Genomic DNA, 20,338 nt, shown 5'->3' with positions numbered 1-20,338 from the left:
TGTTCCCGTCGCGATTTCTGCCGCTCAAGCGCCGTCAGAACGACAGATTCTGCGACGGGAACGAGGTCGACAGGCGTCTGCGTGGGTCAGACGCGGGCGTCGTCGGGCGCGGTCGGCGGCGCGGGCTGCGGGGCGGGTGCCACCGGGTGCGCCGACGACGAAGCAGGATGCGCCGAGGCCGGGGCCGGATGCGCGGACGCGACGCCAGGATGGGCGGGCACCGGCCACGAGGGTGCGCCGGACGGCGCGGGCGGAGCAGACGGAGCCGGGTGCGCGGACGGGGCGGCCTGCGCGACCGTGGGGAGGGCGGTCGTGGGCGCGGTCTCGGGGGAGGCCGCGGGGACTGCGGGGGCAGGCTGCACGGGCGCCGCGGCCGGAACGGGATCCGGATCCGCCGCGTTCACCGCTTCGGGATCCGGATCCGCTGCGGCGGCCGTCTCGGCCTCGTGCGCGTCGGCGAAGGCGCGGTGCCTCGACTCTTCGGCGATGATCGCGGCGCGGTCGCGGTAGCCCTTCGACGTGACCCGGTCGAGCTCGACCTGCTTCGCGATCGCCTCGGCCTTCTCGTAGAGGGACGGATCGCCCCAGCTGGTCAGCACCTTCACGATGACCGGCAGCAGCTCGATCATGAAGAACAGCGCGGCGATCAGCCAGTGCGCGAAGCCCAGCACGGGCTCCTTCGCGGAGAGGCGGTCGAGCGCCGAGATCTGGCTGAGCAGGCCCACCGCACCGGCGTTCGTGCCGGCCACGGACGCCGCGCGCGCGTTGTACGCGTCGAGCGCGGTCTTGTACGCCTGCTCGGCGGCAGGGATCTGGTCCTTCGCCTGCTGGCGGTTCTGCGCCTCGGAGGCCGAGGTCGCCGACTTCGACGAGCTGTCCGCCGACTCCAGGTCGGTGTTGGCCTGACGCAGCTGCGCGGCGAGCGCGTCGTAGGTCTGCTGCGCCTGGTCGAGCTGCGACTTCGCGGCGTCCGAGCTCGCGCCGTCGCCCTGCACGCCGGTGCAGCCGGGGACCGTGCCGGCGCCCTCTCCGGTGAGCTCGCACTGGTAGAGCGCACGCGCCTGGTCGATGACCTTCTGCTGATCCGTCATCTGGCCCGTGATCTTGGTGACCGTGTCCTGCGCCGCCTTCTGCGAGGCGGAGTCGCTGGAGGTGCCCTTCACGATGCCGGTCGAGGCCTGATTCTGCAGGTCGGTGAGGCGGGCGGAGGCGGCGTCGAGCGCCTTCTTCTCCGGACCGCTGGTCACGGCCTTCTGATCGGACTGCGCCTGCACCAGGTTGGTCGCGGTGACCTCGCGGGCGATGTCGTTGTGGAACGCCTGCAGCACGATCGGCTCGGCGACGACGAACCCGATGATCGCGGCCATCAGCACACGCGGGATCGCGAGGCCCAGGAGCCGCCAGAGGTTGCGGGTCGAGCGCATCGTCGAGGTGAGGAAGCGGTCGAGGTTGAAGATCAGCAGCGCCCAGACGATCGCGAGCGGCACGGCCAGCCAGACCAGTACCTGCACGCCCGTGGTCAGGGCGAACAGCATCGAGAGCGCAGACACCAGCGCGGTGCCCGCGAGCACGAAGAACATCTGCACGAAGCGCGGCTGCTCGGTGGGCACGCGGTCGAGGATCGCACCGTCGGCGCCGCCGAGGATCGCCAGCCGGCGCCAGAACCAGCCCTGCGGGCGAGGCTCGCGCGGCTGCTTCGGAGGCTTGGGCTGCTTCGGGGGCATGGCCGCGGCCGGCGCGGGCGCGGCGACGACGGGGCCGGGCTCGGGGACAGGGGCCGACTGCGGCTCCGACTGCGCGGCAGGCTCCTCGGCCGCGGCGAACAGGTCCTCGATCCGGGTCGCGGGGTCGGACTCCGCCGCGGACGGCTGCGCGGGCTCCGGCACCGGTGGGGCGACGGGCTCGATCGGAGCGGTCGACGCCTCTGCGGCGGGACCGGATCCGGTCGCCGCCTCGGCGGGATCGGATCCGCTCGGGGTGTAGTCGCGCACGAAGATGAACGGGTCCTCGGCGGTCGGGCCGGCGGGGTTCGCGGGGTCGGGCTGTCCATCGACGTCGAAGGCGATCCGGCCCTGGGAATCCATGCGGCCGGGGCGGTGGGCGGAATAGGACATCCCTCTACCGTACGAAAACCCGCCTGTAAGAGCGGTGGGCGAACCCTGGGCGCACGCCGGACGGATCCGAAGCGCCGCCTATGGACCCTCCATCTTCGAGTCGTCCCCGCCAGCGCACGCTATGGGGTCCGTTCATGGGGACGACGCGGAAGCAGGCAGCATCCGATCGACCGCGCTCCCGCGCCGGCCACCACCACCGCCTGACCCCGGCCCGGCCCCGGCAACCGCCCGACCCGCCCCGGGCGGATCCGCGTCGCCGGCCAAGCCGTCTCCACCTCCGAGTCGTCCCCGTCAGCGCACGCCATAGGGTCCTCTGACGGGGACGACGCGGATCACGCGCCACCCGGATTCCGCGCGGGCACGCCCGCCGCCGGTCACCCCGTCGCTGGTCACCGTGCGCTCCATCCGCCGTCCATCGTGTACGACGCGCCGGTGACCGCGCCCGCGGTCGGGCCGCACAGCCATCGGGCCAGATCTGCGACCTCGTCGGGCTCGAGCAGTCGCTTGATCGCCGACTCGACGAGCATGACCTTCTCGATGACGTCGGTCTCGGGGATGCCGTGCGTGCGGGCCTGATCCGCGATCTGCTTCTGCACGAGGGGCGTGTTGACGTACCCCGGATTGATGCAGTTGCTCGTCACGCCAGACGGACCGCCCTCGAGCGCGGTCACCTTGGAGAGCCCCTCCAGCGCGTGCTTGGCGGTGACGTAGGCCGACTTGAACTCGCTCGCGCGCAGTCCGTGCACGGAGCTGATGTTGACGATCCGCCCCCACCCCCGGGCGTACATGCCTGGCAGCACGGCCCGGATGAGCAGGAACGGCGCCGTGACCATGATGTCGAGCATCCGCCGGAACATCATGGGGTCGAACTCGACGATGGGCGCGACGGTCTGCAGCCCCGCGTTGTTCACGAGGATGTCGGCGTCGAAGGTGCGCGCCGCGAGTACATCCAGGTCGCCGAGGTCGATCGGCAGGGCCTCGCCGCCGATCTCCGCGGCCACCGCGGCGGCCCCCTCCGCGTCGCGGTCCAGCAGCAGCACGTGCGCCCCGTCCCGCGCGAGCGCCCTGGCGCACGCGGCCCCGATGCCGCTTCCCGCTCCTGTGACGAGGGCGGTGCGCCCCCGGAGATCGGTGTCGGGTCCCGGGGTTCGCTGCGCTGCCATGCCTGCACGGTAGTTCACCCCCACGCACGACGGAAGAGGATCCGGCTATGCAAAACTGCACAGATGGACGCGCACTTCCCCGCACCGCCGCTCAGCGCGGACGACCTCCTCGTGCTGCTCGCCGTCGCGCGCAGCGGCCGGTTCACCGCCGCCGGAGCCCAGCTCGGGCTGAATCACACCACGATCGCGCGCCGCATCGCCGCGCTCGAGGCGCAGCTCGGCGGACGCGTGCTCTCGCGTGAGGGCGCGGGGTGGGAACTCACTCCACTCGGCTCCCGCGCCCTGGCCGCAGCCGAGGGCGTGGAACGAGCACTCGGACGCCTGGACGGCGGGGACACCGCGCGGATCGGAGGGCTGATCCGGCTCTCCGCGACGGACGGCTTCAGCGGATTCGTGGCCGCCCCCGCGATGGCCGCTCTGCGGCGCTCCCACCCCGAGGTGCAGCTGGAGCTCATCACGGGCACCCGGCAGGCCTCGCATCAGCGCACGGGTGCCGACCTCGAAGTCGTGGTGGGACGCCCCCAGGTGCGGCGAGCGCGCGCGATCCACCTGGCCGACTACGCGCTCGGCCTGTACGCGAGCCGCGACTGGCTGCGCGAGCATCCGACGCCCCGGGATCCGGAGGAGCTCGCCGGACAGCCGCTCGTCTACTTCATCGAGTCGATGCTGCACGTCGACTCCCTCGACGACGCGCGGCGGGCGGTTCCGGGCATGATCGACGCCGTCGCGAGCACGAACGTGTACGTGCACGTCGACGCCACCCGCGGCGGCGCGGGCTTCGGGCTGCTGCCCGCGTTCCTCGCAGATCGGCACGAGGATCTGGTGCGCGTGCTGTCGGACGAGATCGACGAACGGCTGCCGTACTGGCTCATCGCACGCCCCGAGGCGCTGAACCAGCCCGCGATCGCGGCGTTCCTCGAGGCGCTCCAGACCCGGCTCGCCGAAGTGCGCCCGCTCCTGCTCGGCATTCGCCCGTAGCGCGACCCCTCCTTTCGCGTCGTCCCCGCCAGCGCACCCCAGAGGTTCCCCTCACAGGGACGACCCGAAGTAGGGGAGGACGCGCCCGCGCCCCACTTCGACTCGTCCCCACCAGCGCACCCCAGAGGCTCCCCTCACGGGGACGACGCGAAGCACGAAGGCGCGCGGGCGTGCGTCGGTGCTCGCCTGGTGGCACGCTGGGGAGGGTGAAGACCCTGCTGCTGGCGCGCCATGCGAAGTCCGACTGGGAGACGGCGGGTCTGCGCGATCACGACCGGCCGCTGAACGCCCGCGGCCGCCGAGACACCCCGATGATGGCCCGGCGGCTGCGCGACGACGGCGTGGGCCTGCAGCGGATCGTGTCGAGCAGCGCGATCCGCGCGCGCAGCACGGCCGACGAGTACGCGGCGGCGTTCGAGCTCGCCGTCGTCGAGGAGACCGCGCTCTACGCGGCATCCGCCCGCACGATCCTCGCGGTCGCGTCCGCCCTCCCGGATGCTGTCGAGGTCGCGATGCTGGTGGGCCACAACCCCGGGATGGCGGACGCGGTGGCCGAGCTCACCGGATTCTTCGTGGAGTTCCCGACGTGCGCGATCGCGGAGTGCGCGGTCGACGTCGCCTCCTGGTCCGAGCTGATCGACGGATCCGGCTCCCTGCTCCGCCTGCGCACCCCCCGAGACTGACCCAGGCCCCGCCCCACGCTCCCTCCACCTGCGAGTCGTCCCCGCCAGCGGGACGCCATCGGCGCCGCTGACGGGGACGACTCGGAAGTGGAGAATCAGGCCATCGCTGCGGCGGCGGCCTCGTCCTCGGTGGTCGCGACGAGCTGACCGCAGGCCCCGTCGATCTCCTTGCCGCGGGTGTCGCGGAGGGTCGTCGGGATGCCGGCGTCGTTGAGACGGCGGACGAACTCGTCCTGCACGTCCTTCTCCGACGCGGTCCAGATGGATCCGGGGGTCGGGTTCAGCGGGATCGGATTCACGTGCACCCAGCCGCGGCCGCGGGCGTTGAGCTTCTCCGCGAGGAGGTCGGCGCGCCAGGGGTGATCGTTCATGTCCTTGATCAGCGCGTACTCGATCGAGACGCGACGTCCCGTCTTCTCGAAGTACCGGCGCGCGGCATCGAGCGCCTCGTCGACCTTCCACCGCGAGTTCACCGGGATGAGCTCGTCGCGGAGCTGGTCGTCGGGCGCGTGCAGGGAGAGCGCGAACGTGACGGGGATGTCCTCGTCGGCGAGCTTGTTGATCGCCGGGACCAGCCCCACCGTCGACACCGTGATGCCGCGGGCGCTCATGCCGAGTCCCTCGGGCTGGGGAGCGACCATCGCACGCACCGCATCCATCACGCGCTTGTAGTTCGCGAGCGGCTCGCCCATCCCCATGAACACGATGTTCGACACGCGCTCCATGGAGTGGTCGTCGGCCTTCTTGCCGCCGAGTCCGCCCTCCGCGATGAGGCGGTTGGCGCGCACGATCTGCTCCACGATCTCGGCCGTCGACATGTTGCGCGTGAGCCCGGCCTGGCCCGTGGCGCAGAACGGGCAGTTCATGCCGCAGCCCGCCTGGCTCGACACGCACAGCGTGATGCGGCCCGGGTAGCGCATGAGCACCGACTCGACGAGCGCGCCGTCGTGCAGGCGCCAGAGGAACTTGATCGTGTCCCCGCGGTCGGTCTCCAGGCGCCGTACCTCGGTGAGCAGCGGCGGCAGCATCCCCGCGACGAGCTCGTCGCGCTGACCCGCGGGCAGATCCGTCATCTGCGCCGGATCCGAGGTGTAGTGCGTGAAGTAGTGCGTCGCGAGCTGCTTGGCGCGGAATCCGGGCAGGCCCAGCTCCTTGACCTTCTCGACGCGCTCGGCGGGCGTGAGGTCGGCGAGGTGCACCGGGGGCTTGCCCCGCTTGGGGCTGGCGAACTGCAGCAGCGGGCGCCCTTCGGCGTCCTTCTTCTGCGTCCATCCTTCGGTGGCGGGGCGCACCTGGGCGGCGCGCTTCGCGGGCGCGCCGGAGCGGGCGGACGCAGGAGTCTCGGACATGTCTTCCAGGGTAGAGCCTGCAAGGTGCGAAGGCGCTGGGCGCGGCTCGGCGGATCCGCCCCTACGCTGGCGGAATGGACCTCTGGATCTGGATCCTCCTCGCCGGCGTGATCGTCATCCTCTTCGTCGCGATCGCCGTGACCCTTCGCGCGATCCGGCCGAAGGCGCCGGAGCCGCTGAGGACCGCTCTCGCGACACCGTCATCCGCCGCTCCCGCCATGACCGCGGCGGCCGCCGCGGCCTCGACGCGCAGCGAGTCTCGGTCGGCGGCGCCCGGCCCGCTCGCCCCTTCCGTCATCGCGGAGATCGACGCACTGGTCGCCGCCGATCAGAAGATCTCCGCGATCAAGGTGCTGCGCGAGCACTCCGGCCTCTCCCTGCGCGAAGCGAAGAACCAGATCGACGTCTGGGTTCCGTCGGCACGCGACACGATGACCTCGGCCCCTGTCTCGCTCACCCGATCCGACTCCCGCCCTGCCGGAGCGCCCTCGTACGCCGGCGAGCTTTCCGCGGCCGACGCGATCGCGCACCTCGATCCGAACGTGCGCGCCGAGATCGGCCGTCTCATCGCCGCAGAGCAGAAGATCGCGGCGATCAAGCTGCTGCGCGAAGCCACCGGCCTCGGTTTGAAGGACTCCAAGAACGCCGTCGAGTCCTGGCGCTGAGTCGCCTTCTCACCCCCGCCGACGGATCACGATCCGGTTCTCATCGGACGGATCCCGACAGTCGTACCAGACGTCGACCTCCTCGCCGTTCACGATCGCGTGGTATGCCATTTCCCTGCCCAGCTTCCCGCCTCTGCCGTGCGACCTCGCCGCCTCCCGCGGCTACAGCGGCTACCGCGGCATCGTCGCCGCGATCGACGAGGCCTGAGCCGGGCCCCGAACGCAGAGACGCGCCTCGGATTCCGAGGCGCGTCTCGCGCGGATCCGGATCCGTCATGTCAACGGATCCGGATCCGGATCCTCTCAGTCCAGGAAGATGTCCGGGAACAGCTGGTCGTCGGGGGTGCCGGGCACCGCGGCGTAGCCGGAGAAGTCCGTGACGCCTGCGGCCTCGAGCACGTCCTCCACGATGAGGGTCTGCCCGGAGTAATCGCGGGCCGGCTGGGCGAGGACCGCGTGAGCGGCGTCCGCATACACCTGGGGCGTGCGGCTCACCTTCATCATCCGGTCGCCGCCGAGCGCGAACTGCACCGCGGCCGTCGCGATCGTCGTGCGCGGCCACAGCGTGTTGGCGGCGATGCCATCGGTCGCGAACTCGGCCGCGAGACCGAGCGTCGCCATCGTCATCCCGTACTTCGCGAGCGTGTATCCGGTGTGCGCGCCGAGCCACCGCGGCGTGATGTTGAGCGGCGGCGACAGCGACAGGATGTGCGGGTTCGGGGCGTCCTTGAGCACCGGCACTGCGGCGCGGGACAGCATGAACGTGCCGCGCACGTTGACGTCCTGCATGAGGTCGTACTTCTTGGCGGCGAGATCGAGGGATCCGGACAGGTCGATCACGCTCGCGTTGTTGACGACGATGTCGATGCCGCCGAACTCGCCCTGCGTCTTCAGCACGGCCTCGGTCACGCTCTCGTCGTCGCGCACGTCGCCGAGGATGGGCAGGGCGCGACCGCCGGCCGCGCGGATCTGCTCGGCGGCGGTGTGGATCGTGCCCTCGAGCTTCGGATGCGGGGTGTCCGTCTTCGCCAGCAGCGCGATGTTGGCGCCGTCGGCCGCCGCGCGCAGGGCGATCGCGAGGCCGATGCCCCGGCTGCCGCCGGACATCAGGATGGTCTTGCCCGCGAGGGGCCTGTCGGTGGTCAACGCAGTCTCGGTCATGTCTTCCTCGGGTTCGTAGGTCGGCGGGCGGGGTGTCGACGTTCAGGTCGCACTTTCTGCTCCACGCGGCGTCCCTGAAGAGCAGATATCGCGACCTGAGCGGGAGAGCGCGGTCGGGATCCGGATCCGCTTACTTCGGCGCCATCCGGATCGCGCCGTCGAGGCGGATCGTCTCGCCGTTCAGGTAGCCGTTCTCGACGATCTGCTGCACGAGCGAGGCATACTCGTCGGGACGGCCGAGGCGGGCAGGGTACGGCACCTGCTCGCCGAGCGAGTCCTGCGCGGCCTGCGGCAGGCCCGCGAGCATCGGGGTCTCCATGATCCCGGGGGCGATCGTGCACACGCGGATCCCGTAGCGGGCGAGCTCGCGCGCGATCGGCAGCGTCATCGCGTGCACGCCCCCCTTCGAGGCGGAGTACGCGGGCTGTCCGATCTGACCGTCGAACGCCGCGACGCTCGCCGTGTTCACGATGACGCCGCGGTCACCGCCGTCCAGAGGCTCGTTGGTGGAGATGACCGCAGAGGCCTGCGAGATCACGTTGAACGTTCCCACGAGATTGATCCGCACGATCCGCTCGAAGCCGGCGAGGTCGGCGGGGTTGCCGTCGCGGTCCAGCACCTTCGCCGGCGGGGCGATGCCGGCGCAGTTCACCACGATGCGCAGCGGCGCCGCGGCCTGCGCGGCGGCGACGGCCGCGGCGACCTCAGAGGGGCTCGTCACGTCCGCCGGGGCGAAGACGCCGCCCAGCTCCTCCGCGATCTCCGCGCCCTTCGAGTTCGGCAGGTCGATGATCGTGACGGTCGCACCGGCGGCGGCGAGGCGGCGCGCGGTGGCGAGGCCGAGCCCCGAGGCACCGCCGGTGACAAGGGCTCCGGATCCCTGGATCTGCATTGCCCACTCCTTTCGAACAGCTCTGTTCCGTGAGACGGCACGGCCTCTTCCGAGGCCTGCGACTGAGTCTCAGCTTACGTGAGTCCGCGTCTCACCCCGCACGCACTCTGCTGACGCCGGGATCGGAGATCCGACGGCGCCGATGGCGGGGATCGTCGTGAGGCGAGCCTACGGCCCCGCACTGTGGCCCCCTACCTGCCGTGATCTCGCGGTCGCACCTGCGCCGCATCGACGTCGCACCCGCGACGTACGGAAGGAGTCCATCATGACAGGGGGGAGTCGGCGTCGCCGGCTCTCCTTCCCTCTCGTGCGGGCACCCTCTCGTGCGGGCAGCCTCTCGTGCGGGCAGGATGAATGCATGAGCATCCCCGTCGACGAGGTGAAGGTTCCCGATCGCGTGAGGGAGCTGGCCGGATCCGCCGCACTCACCCCGGTGTGGGAGAACGGGATCGGCGGGCTCACCTTCCGCACCGACGACGGGAGATTCGTCAAGTGGGGCCCGCGCCACCGTGAGACAACGATGCGCGCGGAGGCGGAGCGGATGCGCTGGGCGGGCGCCTGGACCCTGGCGCCGCACGTCCTGGACCAGGGCGAGGACAGCACGCACGAATGGCTCGTGACCTCGTCGATCCCCGGCCTCAGCGCCGTGGATCCGTCCTGGATCGCGCGGCCCGAGATCGCCGTACGCGCCGTCGGATCGGCGCTGCGTCAGCTGCACGACACGCTGCCGGCCGAGGAATGCCCGTGGAGCTGGAGCGTCGAGGATCGGATCGCGAACGCCGCAGAGCGCGGGATCGTCGTGCCGGAGCGCCTCCATACGCCCCCGTCGATCGACCGTCTCGTCGTCTGCCACGGCGACGCGTGCGTGCCGAACACCCTGCTCGACGACGCCGGCCACGGCATCGCGCACGTCGACCTCGCCGCGCTCGGGACCGCCGACCGCTGGGCCGACATCGCGGTCGCCTCGATGAGCACCGAGTGGAACTACGGCCCCGGATACGAGGACCTCCTGATCGAGGCGTACGGCGTGGATCCGGATCGCGAGCGTCTCGCCTACTATCGCGACCTCTGGGACGCGACCTGACCTCCCTCCCACTTCCGAGTCGTCCCTGCCAGCGGACGCCATAGCGTGCGCTCATGGGGACGACTCGGCGTTCCGGCTCCCCCACTTCCGGGTCGTCCCTGTCAACGGACGCTATGGCGTGCGCTCGTGGGGACGACTCGGAAGTGGAGGCCGGCCGGCGGGTCTGGGGCGCGGGGTGCGCCGGCCCAACCGGCACGGCCTGGGCGCGGTGCGCCGGCTCTGGCGGGAATCCCCGGCGGCGAGGATCCTGAGAGGATGCACGAGAGCATCGGGCGGTGACCATGAGCGGGTCCCCACGGCGGGCAGGGGCGCGCTCCGGGCCCGTCGCCGCCCTGCTCGCGACCGCGCTCGCCGCCGGCGCGCTGGCGGCCTGCGCGCCGACGACCGCCTCGACCGTGACGGGAACTCCGACCGGGCCCGTCGCGTCCTCGCAGCCCCCGTCGTCCTCGTCCTCGACTTCTGCGCCGTCTTCGCCCTCGGTCCTCGCGACCGGGTTCGTCGCACCCTGGTCGGTCGTGCCGATCGGATCCGGAGCGCTCATCTCGCAGCGGGACGACGGGCGCGTGCTCGAGTGGACCCCGACCGGAGGCGCGCACGAGGTGGGCACGGTCCCCGGCGTGGCCTCGGGCGGCGAGGCGGGTCTGAACGGGCTCGCGATCCACGAGGACGGCCGGATGCGGTGGCTCTACGCGTATCACGCGACCGCCACCGACAACCGCGTGGTGCGGCTGCGTCTCACCGGCGATCCCGGCGCGCTGCGGTTCGATCCCGCAACGGCGGAGGTCGTGTTCGCCGGCATCCCCCGGGCCGGGAACCACGACGGCGGGCGGATCGCGTTCGGCCCGGACGGGATGCTCTACGTCGGGACCGGCGACGCCGGGCAGCGCGATGGCGCGCGGGACCGCGACGACCTGGGCGGCAAGATCCTCCGGCTCACGCCCGCGGGCCGGGCCGCGCCGGGCAATCCGTTCGGCACGGCGGTGTACAGCCTCGGGCACCGCAACGTGCAGGGCCTGGCGTGGGACAGCGCGGGGACCCTGTGGGCGAGCGAGTTCGGGCAGGACACCTGGGACGAGCTGAACCGCATCCAGCCCGGCGGCGACTACGGCTGGCCCGATCACGAGGGCCGCGCCGGCGCCGCCGACGCGATCGATCCGGTGGTGACCTGGCGGCCGTCGGAGGCCAGCCCGAGCGGCATCGCGATCGTCGACGACGTCGTCTACGTCGCGGGCCTGCGCGGCGAGCGGCTGTGGACGCTCGACACGAGGTCCCCGGATCCGCAGCCGCAGGCCGCGTACACCGGCGAGTTCGGCCGCCTGCGCGATGTCGTGGCTGCCCCGAACGGTGCGCTCTGGGCGCTCACGAACAACACCGACGGCCGCGGCTCCCCCGGCGACACCGACGACCGCCTGCTCCAGCTCCCCCTCGCCGCCGCCCCTCGCCCCTGACTCTCCACCTTTCGAGTCGTCCCCACCAGCGGAGCCCCTGGGGCGCGCCTATGGGGACGACTCGGAAGTGGGGCCGACCCACCGAGGGCACTCTCGACACCCGGGGCACTCTCCCCTTCCCTTCGCGTCGTCCCCACCAGCGGACCCCATGGCGTGCGCTCACAGGGACGACTCGGGGTTCAGACTTCTCCCCCTCCGCGTCGTCCCCGCCAGCGGAGCCCATGTCGTGCGCTCACGGGGACGACTCGAAAGGCTCACGGGGACGACTCGAAAGGGCTCACGGGGACGACTCGAACGAGGCCCAGGGGGCGGGTCAGACGCGGCAGAGGATCTCGCCATGGAGGACCGAGAGCCAGCCGTCTTCGCTCGCCGCCCACTCACGCCAGCCGTCGCTGACGCGCTGCAGGTCGGCGCGCGTCGCTGCTCCCGCGTCCAGCAGCTGGGGCGCGATCGCGGAATCGAGGATCCGGTCCGCCCACATGCCGCCCCACCAGGCGCGGTCCTCGGCGTTCGCGTAGCACCAGGTGCTCGAGGTCGCCACGACGTCCGTGAGCCCCGCCGCGTGCGCCCATGACAGCAGCACCCGGCCAGCATCCGGCTCACCCCCGTTCGCGTGCGCCGCGGTGCGGTAGAGGTCGAGCCAGGTGTCCAGCGCCGGCAGGGCGGGCCACCACCGGAAGCCGCCGTAATCGCTGTCGCGCACCGCGATGACCCCGCCGGGCTTGGTCACCCTGGCCAGCTCCCGCAGGGCCTGCACCGGATCCGCGACGTGCTGCAGCACCTGATGCGCGTGGGTCACGTCGAAGCTGTCGTCCGGGAAGTCCAGGGCGTGTACATCGGCGACGCGGAACTCGATGTTCGTCACGCCGCGCTCGGCCGCGGTGGTGCGGCTGAGCTGCAGCTCCTCCGCGCCGACCTCCGTGGCCACGACCTCGGCCACCAGCCCCGCGAGATCCGCGGTGATCGTGCCGGGTCCCGCACCCACGTCGAGAAGGCGATCCGTCGGGCGCAGGTGCGGCAGCAGGTGCGCGGCCGAGTTCTGCGCCGTGCGCCAGCGATGCGATCGCAGCACGGAATCGTGGTGTCCGTGGGTGTAGGCGGCCATCGGCTCTCCTCTGTTTCGGGGGTCTTGGATCCCCAGCGTTCCGGTTCGGCGCACCGTGCGGAAGACCGTAGTCTTCCTAGGAGCGCCGCACCCTCGTTCGGCGGCGCCCGCCGATGCGGAGGAGCCAGGAGGCCGCGGATGTCGAACGCACTCGGAGACTTCCTCCGCGCCCGGCGCACCGACGCCCGGCTGCAGACGGAGGCGCCGCGACCGGGCGGGCGCCGCCGCACCACGGGCCTGCGCCGCGAGGAGGTCGCGACCTCCGCCGGCATCAGCGCCGACTACTACACGCGCCTCGAGCAGGGACGCGAGACGCACCCCAGCGACGCCGTGCTCGACGCCCTCGCCCGTGCGCTCCGACTCGACCAGGATGCGACCCACCACTTGCACCGGCTGCGCGACGCCCACCCCGGGGCCGCACGCCCCGAGCCCGCGGATCCGCCCGCCGCCGCCGCCACTCTGGTAGCCCGCATGACGATGCTCGTCGACGCTGTGCGCCCCAACCCGGCCTACGTGCTGGACCGGCTCAGCACGGTCGTCGCAGCGAACCCCGAGGGGCTCGCACTTCACGAGGGGCTCGCCGATCTCCCGCCCGCGCAGCGCAACACGTGCCGCTCCCTGCTGCTCGATCCGCGCGCCCGGGAGACGTTCGTCGAGTGGGAAGAACTGGCCCGCGGTGCCGTCGCGCACCTCCGTGCCGCCAACGTGGACGATCTGCAGGATCCGCAGCTCTCCGCCCTCGTCGAGGAACTGAGCACCGAGAGCCCGCTGTTCCGGACCTGGTGGAGCGGTCACCTCGTGCAGCGCCGGCGCGGCGACATCACGCACGTGCGCTCCGCCGATGGCACCGTCACCGCCCGCCGCTACGAGGTGCTGCACCTCCCCGAGGACGGCATGCGGATGACCCTCTGGCTCCCCGCCGTCTGACGGCCAGGACGGTCGCTTCGCCGCTGTGCTCCCCCGGGGTCGTCGAGCGAGCGAAGCGAGACCTGAGGTCGTCGAGCGAGCGAAGCGAGACCTGAGGTCGTTGAGCGAGCGAAGCGAGACGAAACGCGGTGCGCTCGCGGATCGAGTCCGTCAGCGCACCGCGTTTCGTCTCAGTCGCCTTCGGCGTCTTCGCTCAACGACCCCGGGGGCGCCTCCCGTCTTCGCTCAACGACCTTCGGGAGAGAAGACCAGATCCGGATCCGGATCCTCAACGCCCGCGTCCGCGGACACCGTCGCCCGCGGCGAGCGCCTCAGCCGGCCGGGCCACCAGATCCGATCGCCGACGAGGGCGAAGATCGCGGGCACGATCACGGTCCGCACCACGAGCGTGTCCACGATCACGCCGACGCCGACGATCAGGCCGAGCTGGCCCAGGGTCACCAGGGGCAGCACGCCGAGCGCGGCGAAGACCGCAGCCAGCACGATGCCCGCACTCGTGATCACGCCGCCGGTGTGCGCGATCGCTTCGACCATCCCCGCCCTCGTGCCGTGCTCCGCGGCCTCGGCACGGGCGCGGTGCACGAGGAAGATCGTGTAGTCGATGCCCAGTGCGACGAGGAACAGGAACGCGAGCAGCGGGACCTGCAGATCGAGCGCGTGCTGACCGAACAGCACCCGACTCAGCCACGCCCCCGCCCCGATCGCGGCGAGCGCGCTGGCGAGGTTCACCACGAGCAGGAGCACGGGCGCCACGACCGAGCGCAACAGGATCAGCAGCACGAGGAAGCTCACGAGCAGCACGAGGGGCGCGATGAGCAGCAGGTCCTGCTGGTTGCCGGTTCGGGCGTCGAGATCGGTCGCGACCGCCCCGCCGACGAGGGCGTGCGCGTCCGGCACGGCGTGCACGGCATCGCGCAGCGCGGTGATCTGGTCCAGGCTCTTCTCGGTGCTGGGGCCGTATTCGCTGGTCACCATGATCTTCGTGAGGTCGCCGTCCTCGGTCGTGCCGACCGGCTGCACGCGCACGACGCCCGCGACCCCCTCCGCCGCGGCGACGACCGCGTCGGCCTCGGCACTGTCCGCCACCACGAGGATCGGCTGCGCCTCACCTGCGGGGAAGTGCGCCGAGAACACCTCGAGCCCCGCCGCTGACTCCGAGGGCACCCGGAACTTCTCCACCTGGTCGAGCCCGACCGAGGTGCCGAACAGGCCCGCGGTCATCACCGCCAGCAGGGTGCCGCCCGCGAGCAGCGCCGCGGCAGGGCGCTTCACGACGCCGCCAGCAATCCCGCGCCAGACCCGTCCCTGCCTCCGCTGCTCGCCGGGGCGCGGCACGAACGGCCAGAACACCTTCGGCCCGCAGACCGCGAGCAGCGGCGGCAGCAGGAACAGCACCGACCCGAGTGCGATCAACAGGCCGATCGCCGAGGAGATCCCGAGCCCGTGCGTGCCGGGGATGACCGCGAGCACCAGCGTCAGGAGCGCCAGCACCACGGTCACGTTCGACGCGACGATCGCGGGCGCCGTCTTCCGCCAGGCGGTGCTGAGCGCGCGGCGGTGATCGGACTCCCGCAGGAGTTCTTCGCGATAGCGCGAGATCAGCAGCAGCGCGTAGTTCGTGCCCGCGCCGAACACGAGCACGCTGATGATGCCCGCGTCGAACTGCAGGCCCCACGCGGATCCGGCCGCGGCCGTCATCCTGCCGGCGAGCCCGTCCGCGAGCGCGACGACCACGAGCGGGATCAGCCACAGGATCGGCGAGCGATAGGTCAGGATGAGCAGGATCGCGACGATGAGGATCGTGACGATCAGCAGGGTGAAGTCGGCGCCCTCGAACGATGAAGCGATGTCGGCACCGAACGCCGGACCTCCGGTCACCTGCAGCGCGAGGCCGTCAGGGGCGTGCGCGGCCACGTCGGAGCGCAACGCGGCGATCGCTTTCGCGTTCTCGGCGTTCGCGTCCGAGGCGGTGATCGGGGTGATGATCACCGCAGCCTTCTTGTCATCGCTGACCACCGGTCCCGACGGATCCGCCGCCGCGCGGGCGTCCAGCACGGGGACCAGATCCTTCAGCCCCGCCAGGTCCGCCTCGGACAGCGCCGCACCGTCCTCCCGCGACGCCACGACGAGCACCGACTGCCGATCGGCGTTCGGAAAGGTCTTCAGGAGCTCGGAGACCCTGGTCGACTCCGATGCGGCCGGAGCCTGCGCGTTACCGCCGGGAGCCTTGGCCGAGCCGAAGGCGCCGAACAGGAGCACCATGAGAAGAAGGACGAGCCCGAGCGAGATCCACGCGCCGCGGCGCGAGGTCAGAGCATCGGAGAGGCGCGAGCGCGCAGCGGGAACTGACATGCCTCCAGTCCACCGCCGCACGCGTCGCGTGCCATCGTGCACAAGGTTGATCGAAAGATCGATCGAAGGGACGAGACCGGATCCCGCCCTCCGGGGTCGTTGAGCGAAGCGAAGCGCCCTTCGTCTCGTCGCTGCGCTCCTCGCTCAGGGACCGGGCCGTGGATCGGTCGCTGCACTCCTCGCTCAGGGACCGGTGCGTGGATCGGTCGCTGCGCTTCTCGCTCAGGGACCGGGCCCTGGGTCGGTCACAGCGCTCCTCGCTCAGGGACCGGGCCGTGGGTCGGTCACAGCGCTCCTCGCTCAGGGACCGGGCCGTGGATCGGTCCCTGAGCGAGCCGAAGGCGAGACGAAGGGCGGCCCTGCTCGCCCAACGACCACCAGGGAGGAGGCCAAGCGCCCGGGGCGGAGGAGCCGGTCAGTACCGCAGGCCGTGACCGAATCGGAACGTGGGGTTCTCGGTGTCGAACGCCACGTCGGTGCGGCTCGCCGCGACGGCCGCGTCGGAGCGCGGCAGGTCGAAGGGCAGCGCGCCCTGCGGTCCGCGCTCGCCGAACAGCACCCGCAGCACGGCCTCGTCCGAGGCGCCGTAGTCCGCGAGCACCGCGTGTGCTGCCTCTTCGAGGCCGCCGAGCACAGCAGGACGGTCGAGGTAGATGTCGATCACCGTCGGCACCGCCGCGGCGATCGCGGTCAGACGGGCGTGCTCCTCGGCCGGGAACTCCAGGGATCCGGAGTGGAACAGGTCGCTGAAACCGCCGCGATCCCGGTCCTCGAACGGGGCCTTGGTGCGCAGGATCGCGACCTCGGCCTCCTCGGGACTCGCGACGACGGTCGCGTACGCGGCGAGCGCGTCGGCGGCCACGCCCTCGGCGTACACCTTCACACCCTTCGAGAGCGGCAGGATCGGGGTTCCTCCGTCGACGGCGGTGTTCGTGAGCAGGGTGAGCGAGTCGCTCTGCGCGTCCAAGCCTTCGGCGACGAAGTCGGGCCGGCCCACGATGGCGTCCGCAGCCTCCTCGTCGACGAACGGGTTCTCGAACAGCCCGAGCCGGAACTTCTCGCGCAGCAGCCGCCGCACCGAGACGTCGAGGCGAGCCTCCGAGACCTCGCCGCGCTCGACGAGTCCGAGGAGCTCCTCGGTGCACAGCTCGCCGCCGAACTGGTCGATGCCCGCGTCGAGGGCCTTGACCATGCGCTGCGGCCGGGTGAGGTGCTCGACGCCCCAGGCGCGGGCGGGCATGTCCGCGCCGAACACGACGACGTCGGTGAGCAGGCCCCAGTCGGTGCAGACGATGCCCTCGAAGCCCAGCTCGTCGCGCAGCAGATCCGTGAGCACGCCCCTGTTGAAGCCGAACCCGACCTCTTCCCAATCGGTGCCGACGGGCTGCCCGTAGTACGGCATCATCTGGGTGGCGCCGGCGCCGATCGCCGCGATGAACGGACGCAGGTGGTAGTCGCGCGCATCACCCGGGTAGACCTGCTCCTTGCCCCAGGCGAAGTGCGGGTCCTCGCCGTCGAGCTGCGGGCCGCCGCCCGGGAAGTGCTTGACCATCGTCGCGACCGAGTCCGGCCCGAGCTCCTCCCCCTGGAAGCCGCGGATGTAGCCGACCACGAGGCGCGAGGTGAGGTCGGCGTCCTCGCCGAACGTGCCCGCGATCCGCGACCAGCGCGGCTCCGTGGCGAGGTCGATCTGCGGGTGCAGCGCGACCCGCAGGCCCACGGCGAGGTACTCCTGCCGCGCGATGTCGGCGAAGCGCTCGAGGCGCTCCGGGGATCCGAGGGCCGCGAAGCCGAGCGTCTCCGGCCACTGCGAGAACGGCCCGGCCATGAGCGAGGTGAGCGGGTTGTCGCTGAACGAGTGCCTCGGGTCGGTCGAGAGCGTGATCGGGATGCCGAGCGGGGTGTCCAGCGCCATCCGCTGCAGGGCGTTGTGCCAGGCGGCGAACTCGCGGCCGCCCGGTGCGGCGCCGAGCAGGTTGAAGTGGCTCATCCGGCGCTTGCGCACCATCGAGGAGATCGAGGGAAGACCGAAGGTCGGGTTGCCCTCGTCGAGCTCGGCGAAGGCCGCCATGGTGTGGAACAGCATCCCGACCTTGTCGGCGAGCTCCATCCGGCCGAGCAGGTCCTCGACGCGCTCGTCGATCGGCAGGGAGGCGTCGCGGTACGGCAGCACGGCCTCGTGCACGGTGTCCGTCATATCCATGTTCTCCTCAGCTACTTGACAGACTTGATGAACCAGACGCTGACCGCGCCGAGCACGCTCAGCACGATCGCGATCGGGAAGAGCGCTCCGTATCCGAAGGCCAGCACGATCGCACCGGCGACGCCGGGGGCGAACGTCTGCGGCAGAGTGGCCGCGATGTTCACGACGCCCAGGTCCTTGGCGAAGTTCTTGGCGGACGGCAGGACCTGGCTCATGAGAGCGGTGTCGACGGCCTGGAACATGCCGAATCCGAAGCCGCTGATCACGGTCATGATCATCCACGACGTGTACGACGGGGAGACCAGCGGGAACACCAGCGCGACCGCCATGAGCAGAGAGGATCCGAAGACGAACGGCTTGCGCCGGCCGACCTTGTCGGAGAGCGGACCGGACACCGCCGTCGCCACGAGGATGCCCACGAGACTGAGCATGCCGAGGATCGGGATGACCGCGAACGGGTCTTTGACGCCGAGGTAGTTCTTCAGGATCAGCAGCTGGAACCCGGTGACGGCGAAGTACCCGGTGTAGAGCAGCAGCCGGCCGGTGAACGCCCAGAAGAAGTCGGGGTGCTTGATCGGGCTGACCCAGAACGTGCGCAGGAACTCCCCGAAGCTGAACGGCTCGTTCTGGAAGTTGAGGCTGGGGTGGTCGGGGTTCGCGACGACGAACCCGAGCAGCACGACCACCGCGAAGACGGCGAAGATGATGTAGCCGAGCGTGATCGAATGCGCGAGCTGGGATCCGATGATCTGACCGCCGAGCGCGCCGAACATGAGGCCGATGCCGGACAGCGCCGCGAACGTGCCGCGGCGGGCGACCGGAACGCGGTCCGGCAGGATCGCCGAGAGCGGGCCCTGCGCGAAGTTGTAGGCGACCTGGATCAGCGTCCACGCGACGATGATGCCCACGAGGTTGTTCATGAACCCGAGAGCGATGAGTGCGATGCCCCCGACGATCGCACCTGCGATGATCCAGGGTGCGCGACGGCCGAACCTCGAACGGGTGCGGTCGGAGAGCTGTCCGGCGGCCGGCTGGGCGATCATCGCGCCGAGGGCGCCGATCGTCGACACGATCGCGATGTTCGCGACCTGGGTCTTCTCATCGGGGAACATCGCGATGATCTGCGCCTGCAGGAGGATCCCGGGCACGGCACCCCAGATCACGAAGATCGCGAAATTCGCAGGGATGATCCAGCCGAGCAGCCGCCTCACCCCCTTGATCGGCGCGGGCGGGTCGTCCTCGCCGGAGGCGGTGGCCACGAACGTGGTCTCGGTGATGGGCGGGCGCAGCTCAGGCGCGTCAGAAGAAGTCGACGACATTGTCAGTCCTTGCGTGGCAGTGGGATCGGGTCGCCGGAGGAGGGTGCACGCGGCGTCCTCGAATCCGGTTGATGGAAAGCTAGCATGAAAACCGGCACAAGTGTAGGTTTTTATTCCGCAGGCATCTCCTTCCCCGGATCCGGCATCGACACGACCCCGCCGATGCCTGCAGGACGCATACGATGGGACACCGATGACGACCGAACGCGGATACACGACGGGCCGCGCCCGGCGGGAGCGGATCATCGCGGCTGCGACCGCACTCTTCGGACGCGTCGGCTTCAACAGCGCCACCATGCTCGAGATCGCACAGGTCTGTGAGATCTCCCGGGCGGGTCTCGCCCACCACTTCCCCACGAAGGAATCGCTCATGGAGGCGGTGCTGGAGACCAGGGATCACGAGGATCGCGAGCGGTTCCGGCGCAACGGCTCGCAGGGTCAGGACGGCATCGGGATCCTGCGCGGCATGGTCGATCTCGCCCGCCACAACACCGAGGTGGGCGGCATCATCGCCCTGTACGCCGTGCTGTCCGCCGAAGCGGCCGACCCCTCGCATCCCGCGCACGACTACTTCGTCCGTCGCTACCAGCGGATCCGCTCCGGCACGGCGAAGGCCCTGCGCGACGCGCGCGCCGCAGGCCACCTCGCCCCGCACGTCGACGAGGACCGTGCGGCCGCCGAGCTCACCGCGCTCATGGACGGGCTGCAGCTGCAGTGGCTGCTGGATCCGTCCTCGGTCGACATGGCCGAGACCGTGCGGCGCCGCATCGAGGAACTGCTCGTGGCGCCCCTCGATGCGGCGCCGACCTCGGCTCGCGAGGCACCCGTTTCAGCATGAGACCCCACTCCTCGCGTGGTTTCTCACGCTCGAAGTGATGTCTCATGATCCACGCCG

General features: G+C 71.2%; 16 protein-coding genes. 7 read left to right on the top strand and 9 right to left on the bottom strand.

Going from position 1 to position 20,338, the window contains the following annotated elements; genetic code table 11:
* Positions 1-86: 86 nt before the first annotated feature.
* Both ACFC1J_RS05240 and ACFC1J_RS05235 read right to left on the bottom strand, forming a co-directional pair.
* Positions 87-2,114 carry a DUF4407 domain-containing protein gene (locus ACFC1J_RS05240; protein ID WP_375903163.1) on the bottom strand — a complete coding sequence of 676 codons (2,028 nt, stop codon included), beginning with the start codon at positions 2,112-2,114 and terminating at the stop codon, positions 87-89.
* A 389-nt stretch (positions 2,115-2,503) separates the two neighbouring features.
* Positions 2,504-3,277, bottom strand: a complete 774-nt coding sequence (locus tag ACFC1J_RS05235; RefSeq protein ID WP_375903161.1) for a 3-hydroxybutyrate dehydrogenase — start codon at positions 3,275-3,277, stop codon at positions 2,504-2,506.
* Between the two features lie 63 nt (positions 3,278-3,340).
* On the opposite strand from ACFC1J_RS05235, the gene ACFC1J_RS05230 reads away from it, so the two are divergent.
* Positions 3,341-4,255, top strand: coding sequence for a LysR family transcriptional regulator (locus ACFC1J_RS05230; RefSeq protein ID WP_375903159.1), 915 nt, complete (start codon positions 3,341-3,343; stop codon positions 4,253-4,255).
* Positions 4,256-4,461: 206 nt separating this feature from the next.
* Positions 4,462-4,938 carry a histidine phosphatase family protein gene (locus ACFC1J_RS05225; protein WP_375903157.1) on the top strand — a complete coding sequence of 159 codons (477 nt, stop codon included), beginning with the start codon at positions 4,462-4,464 and terminating at the stop codon, positions 4,936-4,938.
* A gap of 95 nt (positions 4,939-5,033) precedes the next feature.
* On the opposite strand, the gene rlmN is transcribed toward ACFC1J_RS05225, so the two are convergent.
* Entirely contained in the window at positions 5,034-6,287 is a 1,254-nt protein-coding gene (rlmN, locus tag ACFC1J_RS05220; protein ID WP_375903155.1) for a 23S rRNA (adenine(2503)-C(2))-methyltransferase RlmN, read from the bottom strand.
* Positions 6,288-6,361: 74 nt separating this feature from the next.
* On the opposite strand from rlmN, the gene ACFC1J_RS05215 reads away from it, so the two are divergent.
* On the top strand, positions 6,362-6,952 hold the full coding sequence (locus ACFC1J_RS05215) for a ribosomal protein L7/L12 (protein ID WP_375903153.1): 591 nt from the start codon (positions 6,362-6,364) through the stop codon (positions 6,950-6,952).
* A 303-nt stretch (positions 6,953-7,255) separates the two neighbouring features.
* Here the strand turns inward: ACFC1J_RS05215 and ACFC1J_RS05210 are convergent, their stop codons facing one another.
* Positions 7,256-8,113: an SDR family oxidoreductase gene (locus tag ACFC1J_RS05210; protein ID WP_375903151.1), complete on the bottom strand. Its 858-nt coding sequence runs from the start codon at positions 8,111-8,113 to the stop codon at positions 7,256-7,258.
* A 130-nt stretch (positions 8,114-8,243) separates the two neighbouring features.
* The gene (locus tag ACFC1J_RS05205; protein WP_375903149.1) at positions 8,244-9,005 is read right to left on the bottom strand and encodes an SDR family NAD(P)-dependent oxidoreductase; all 762 of its coding nucleotides are present in this window, start codon (positions 9,003-9,005) and stop codon (positions 8,244-8,246) included.
* Positions 9,006-9,363: 358 nt separating this feature from the next.
* Between ACFC1J_RS05205 and ACFC1J_RS05200 the strand changes: the two genes are divergently transcribed.
* Entirely contained in the window at positions 9,364-10,089 is a 726-nt protein-coding gene (locus ACFC1J_RS05200; protein ID WP_375903147.1) for a phosphotransferase, read from the top strand.
* A 281-nt stretch (positions 10,090-10,370) separates the two neighbouring features.
* Positions 10,371-11,537 (top strand): PQQ-dependent sugar dehydrogenase, encoded by a 1,167-nt coding sequence (locus ACFC1J_RS05195; protein WP_375903631.1) that lies wholly within the window; start codon positions 10,371-10,373, stop codon positions 11,535-11,537.
* A 313-nt stretch (positions 11,538-11,850) separates the two neighbouring features.
* On the opposite strand, the gene ACFC1J_RS05190 is transcribed toward ACFC1J_RS05195, so the two are convergent.
* Positions 11,851-12,642, bottom strand: a complete 792-nt coding sequence (locus ACFC1J_RS05190) for a class I SAM-dependent methyltransferase (RefSeq protein ID WP_375903145.1) — start codon at positions 12,640-12,642, stop codon at positions 11,851-11,853.
* Between the two features lie 138 nt (positions 12,643-12,780).
* On the opposite strand from ACFC1J_RS05190, the gene ACFC1J_RS05185 reads away from it, so the two are divergent.
* The gene (locus tag ACFC1J_RS05185) at positions 12,781-13,569 is read left to right on the top strand and encodes a helix-turn-helix transcriptional regulator (protein ID WP_375903143.1); all 789 of its coding nucleotides are present in this window, start codon (positions 12,781-12,783) and stop codon (positions 13,567-13,569) included.
* Positions 13,570-13,794: 225 nt separating this feature from the next.
* Here the strand turns inward: ACFC1J_RS05185 and ACFC1J_RS05180 are convergent, their stop codons facing one another.
* The 3 genes from ACFC1J_RS05180 to ACFC1J_RS05170 form a co-directional block, all read right to left on the bottom strand.
* Complete coding sequence (locus tag ACFC1J_RS05180) at positions 13,795-15,921, bottom strand: MMPL family transporter (protein WP_375903141.1); 2,127 nt, start codon at positions 15,919-15,921, stop codon at positions 13,795-13,797.
* A 415-nt stretch (positions 15,922-16,336) separates the two neighbouring features.
* Positions 16,337-18,118 carry a glycoside hydrolase family 3 protein gene (locus ACFC1J_RS05175; RefSeq protein WP_375903629.1) on the bottom strand — a complete coding sequence of 594 codons (1,782 nt, stop codon included), beginning with the start codon at positions 18,116-18,118 and terminating at the stop codon, positions 16,337-16,339.
* Between the two features lie 17 nt (positions 18,119-18,135).
* Positions 18,136-19,443 carry an MFS transporter gene (locus ACFC1J_RS05170; protein WP_375903139.1) on the bottom strand — a complete coding sequence of 436 codons (1,308 nt, stop codon included), beginning with the start codon at positions 19,441-19,443 and terminating at the stop codon, positions 18,136-18,138.
* Positions 19,444-19,636: 193 nt separating this feature from the next.
* Here ACFC1J_RS05170 and ACFC1J_RS05165 point away from each other — a divergent pair, with 193 nt between their 5' ends.
* A complete protein-coding gene (locus ACFC1J_RS05165) occupies positions 19,637-20,281 on the top strand; it encodes a TetR/AcrR family transcriptional regulator (protein ID WP_375903137.1) in 645 nt (214 codons plus the stop codon).
* The last annotated feature ends 57 nt before the right edge of the window (positions 20,282-20,338 follow it).

Source organism: Microbacterium sp. NPDC056052 (assembly GCF_042266785.1).
GTDB lineage: Bacteria > Actinomycetota > Actinomycetes > Actinomycetales > Microbacteriaceae > Microbacterium.
Note: the sequence above shows the minus strand (reverse complement) of the source record. Positions and strands in the feature narration are given on the sequence as shown.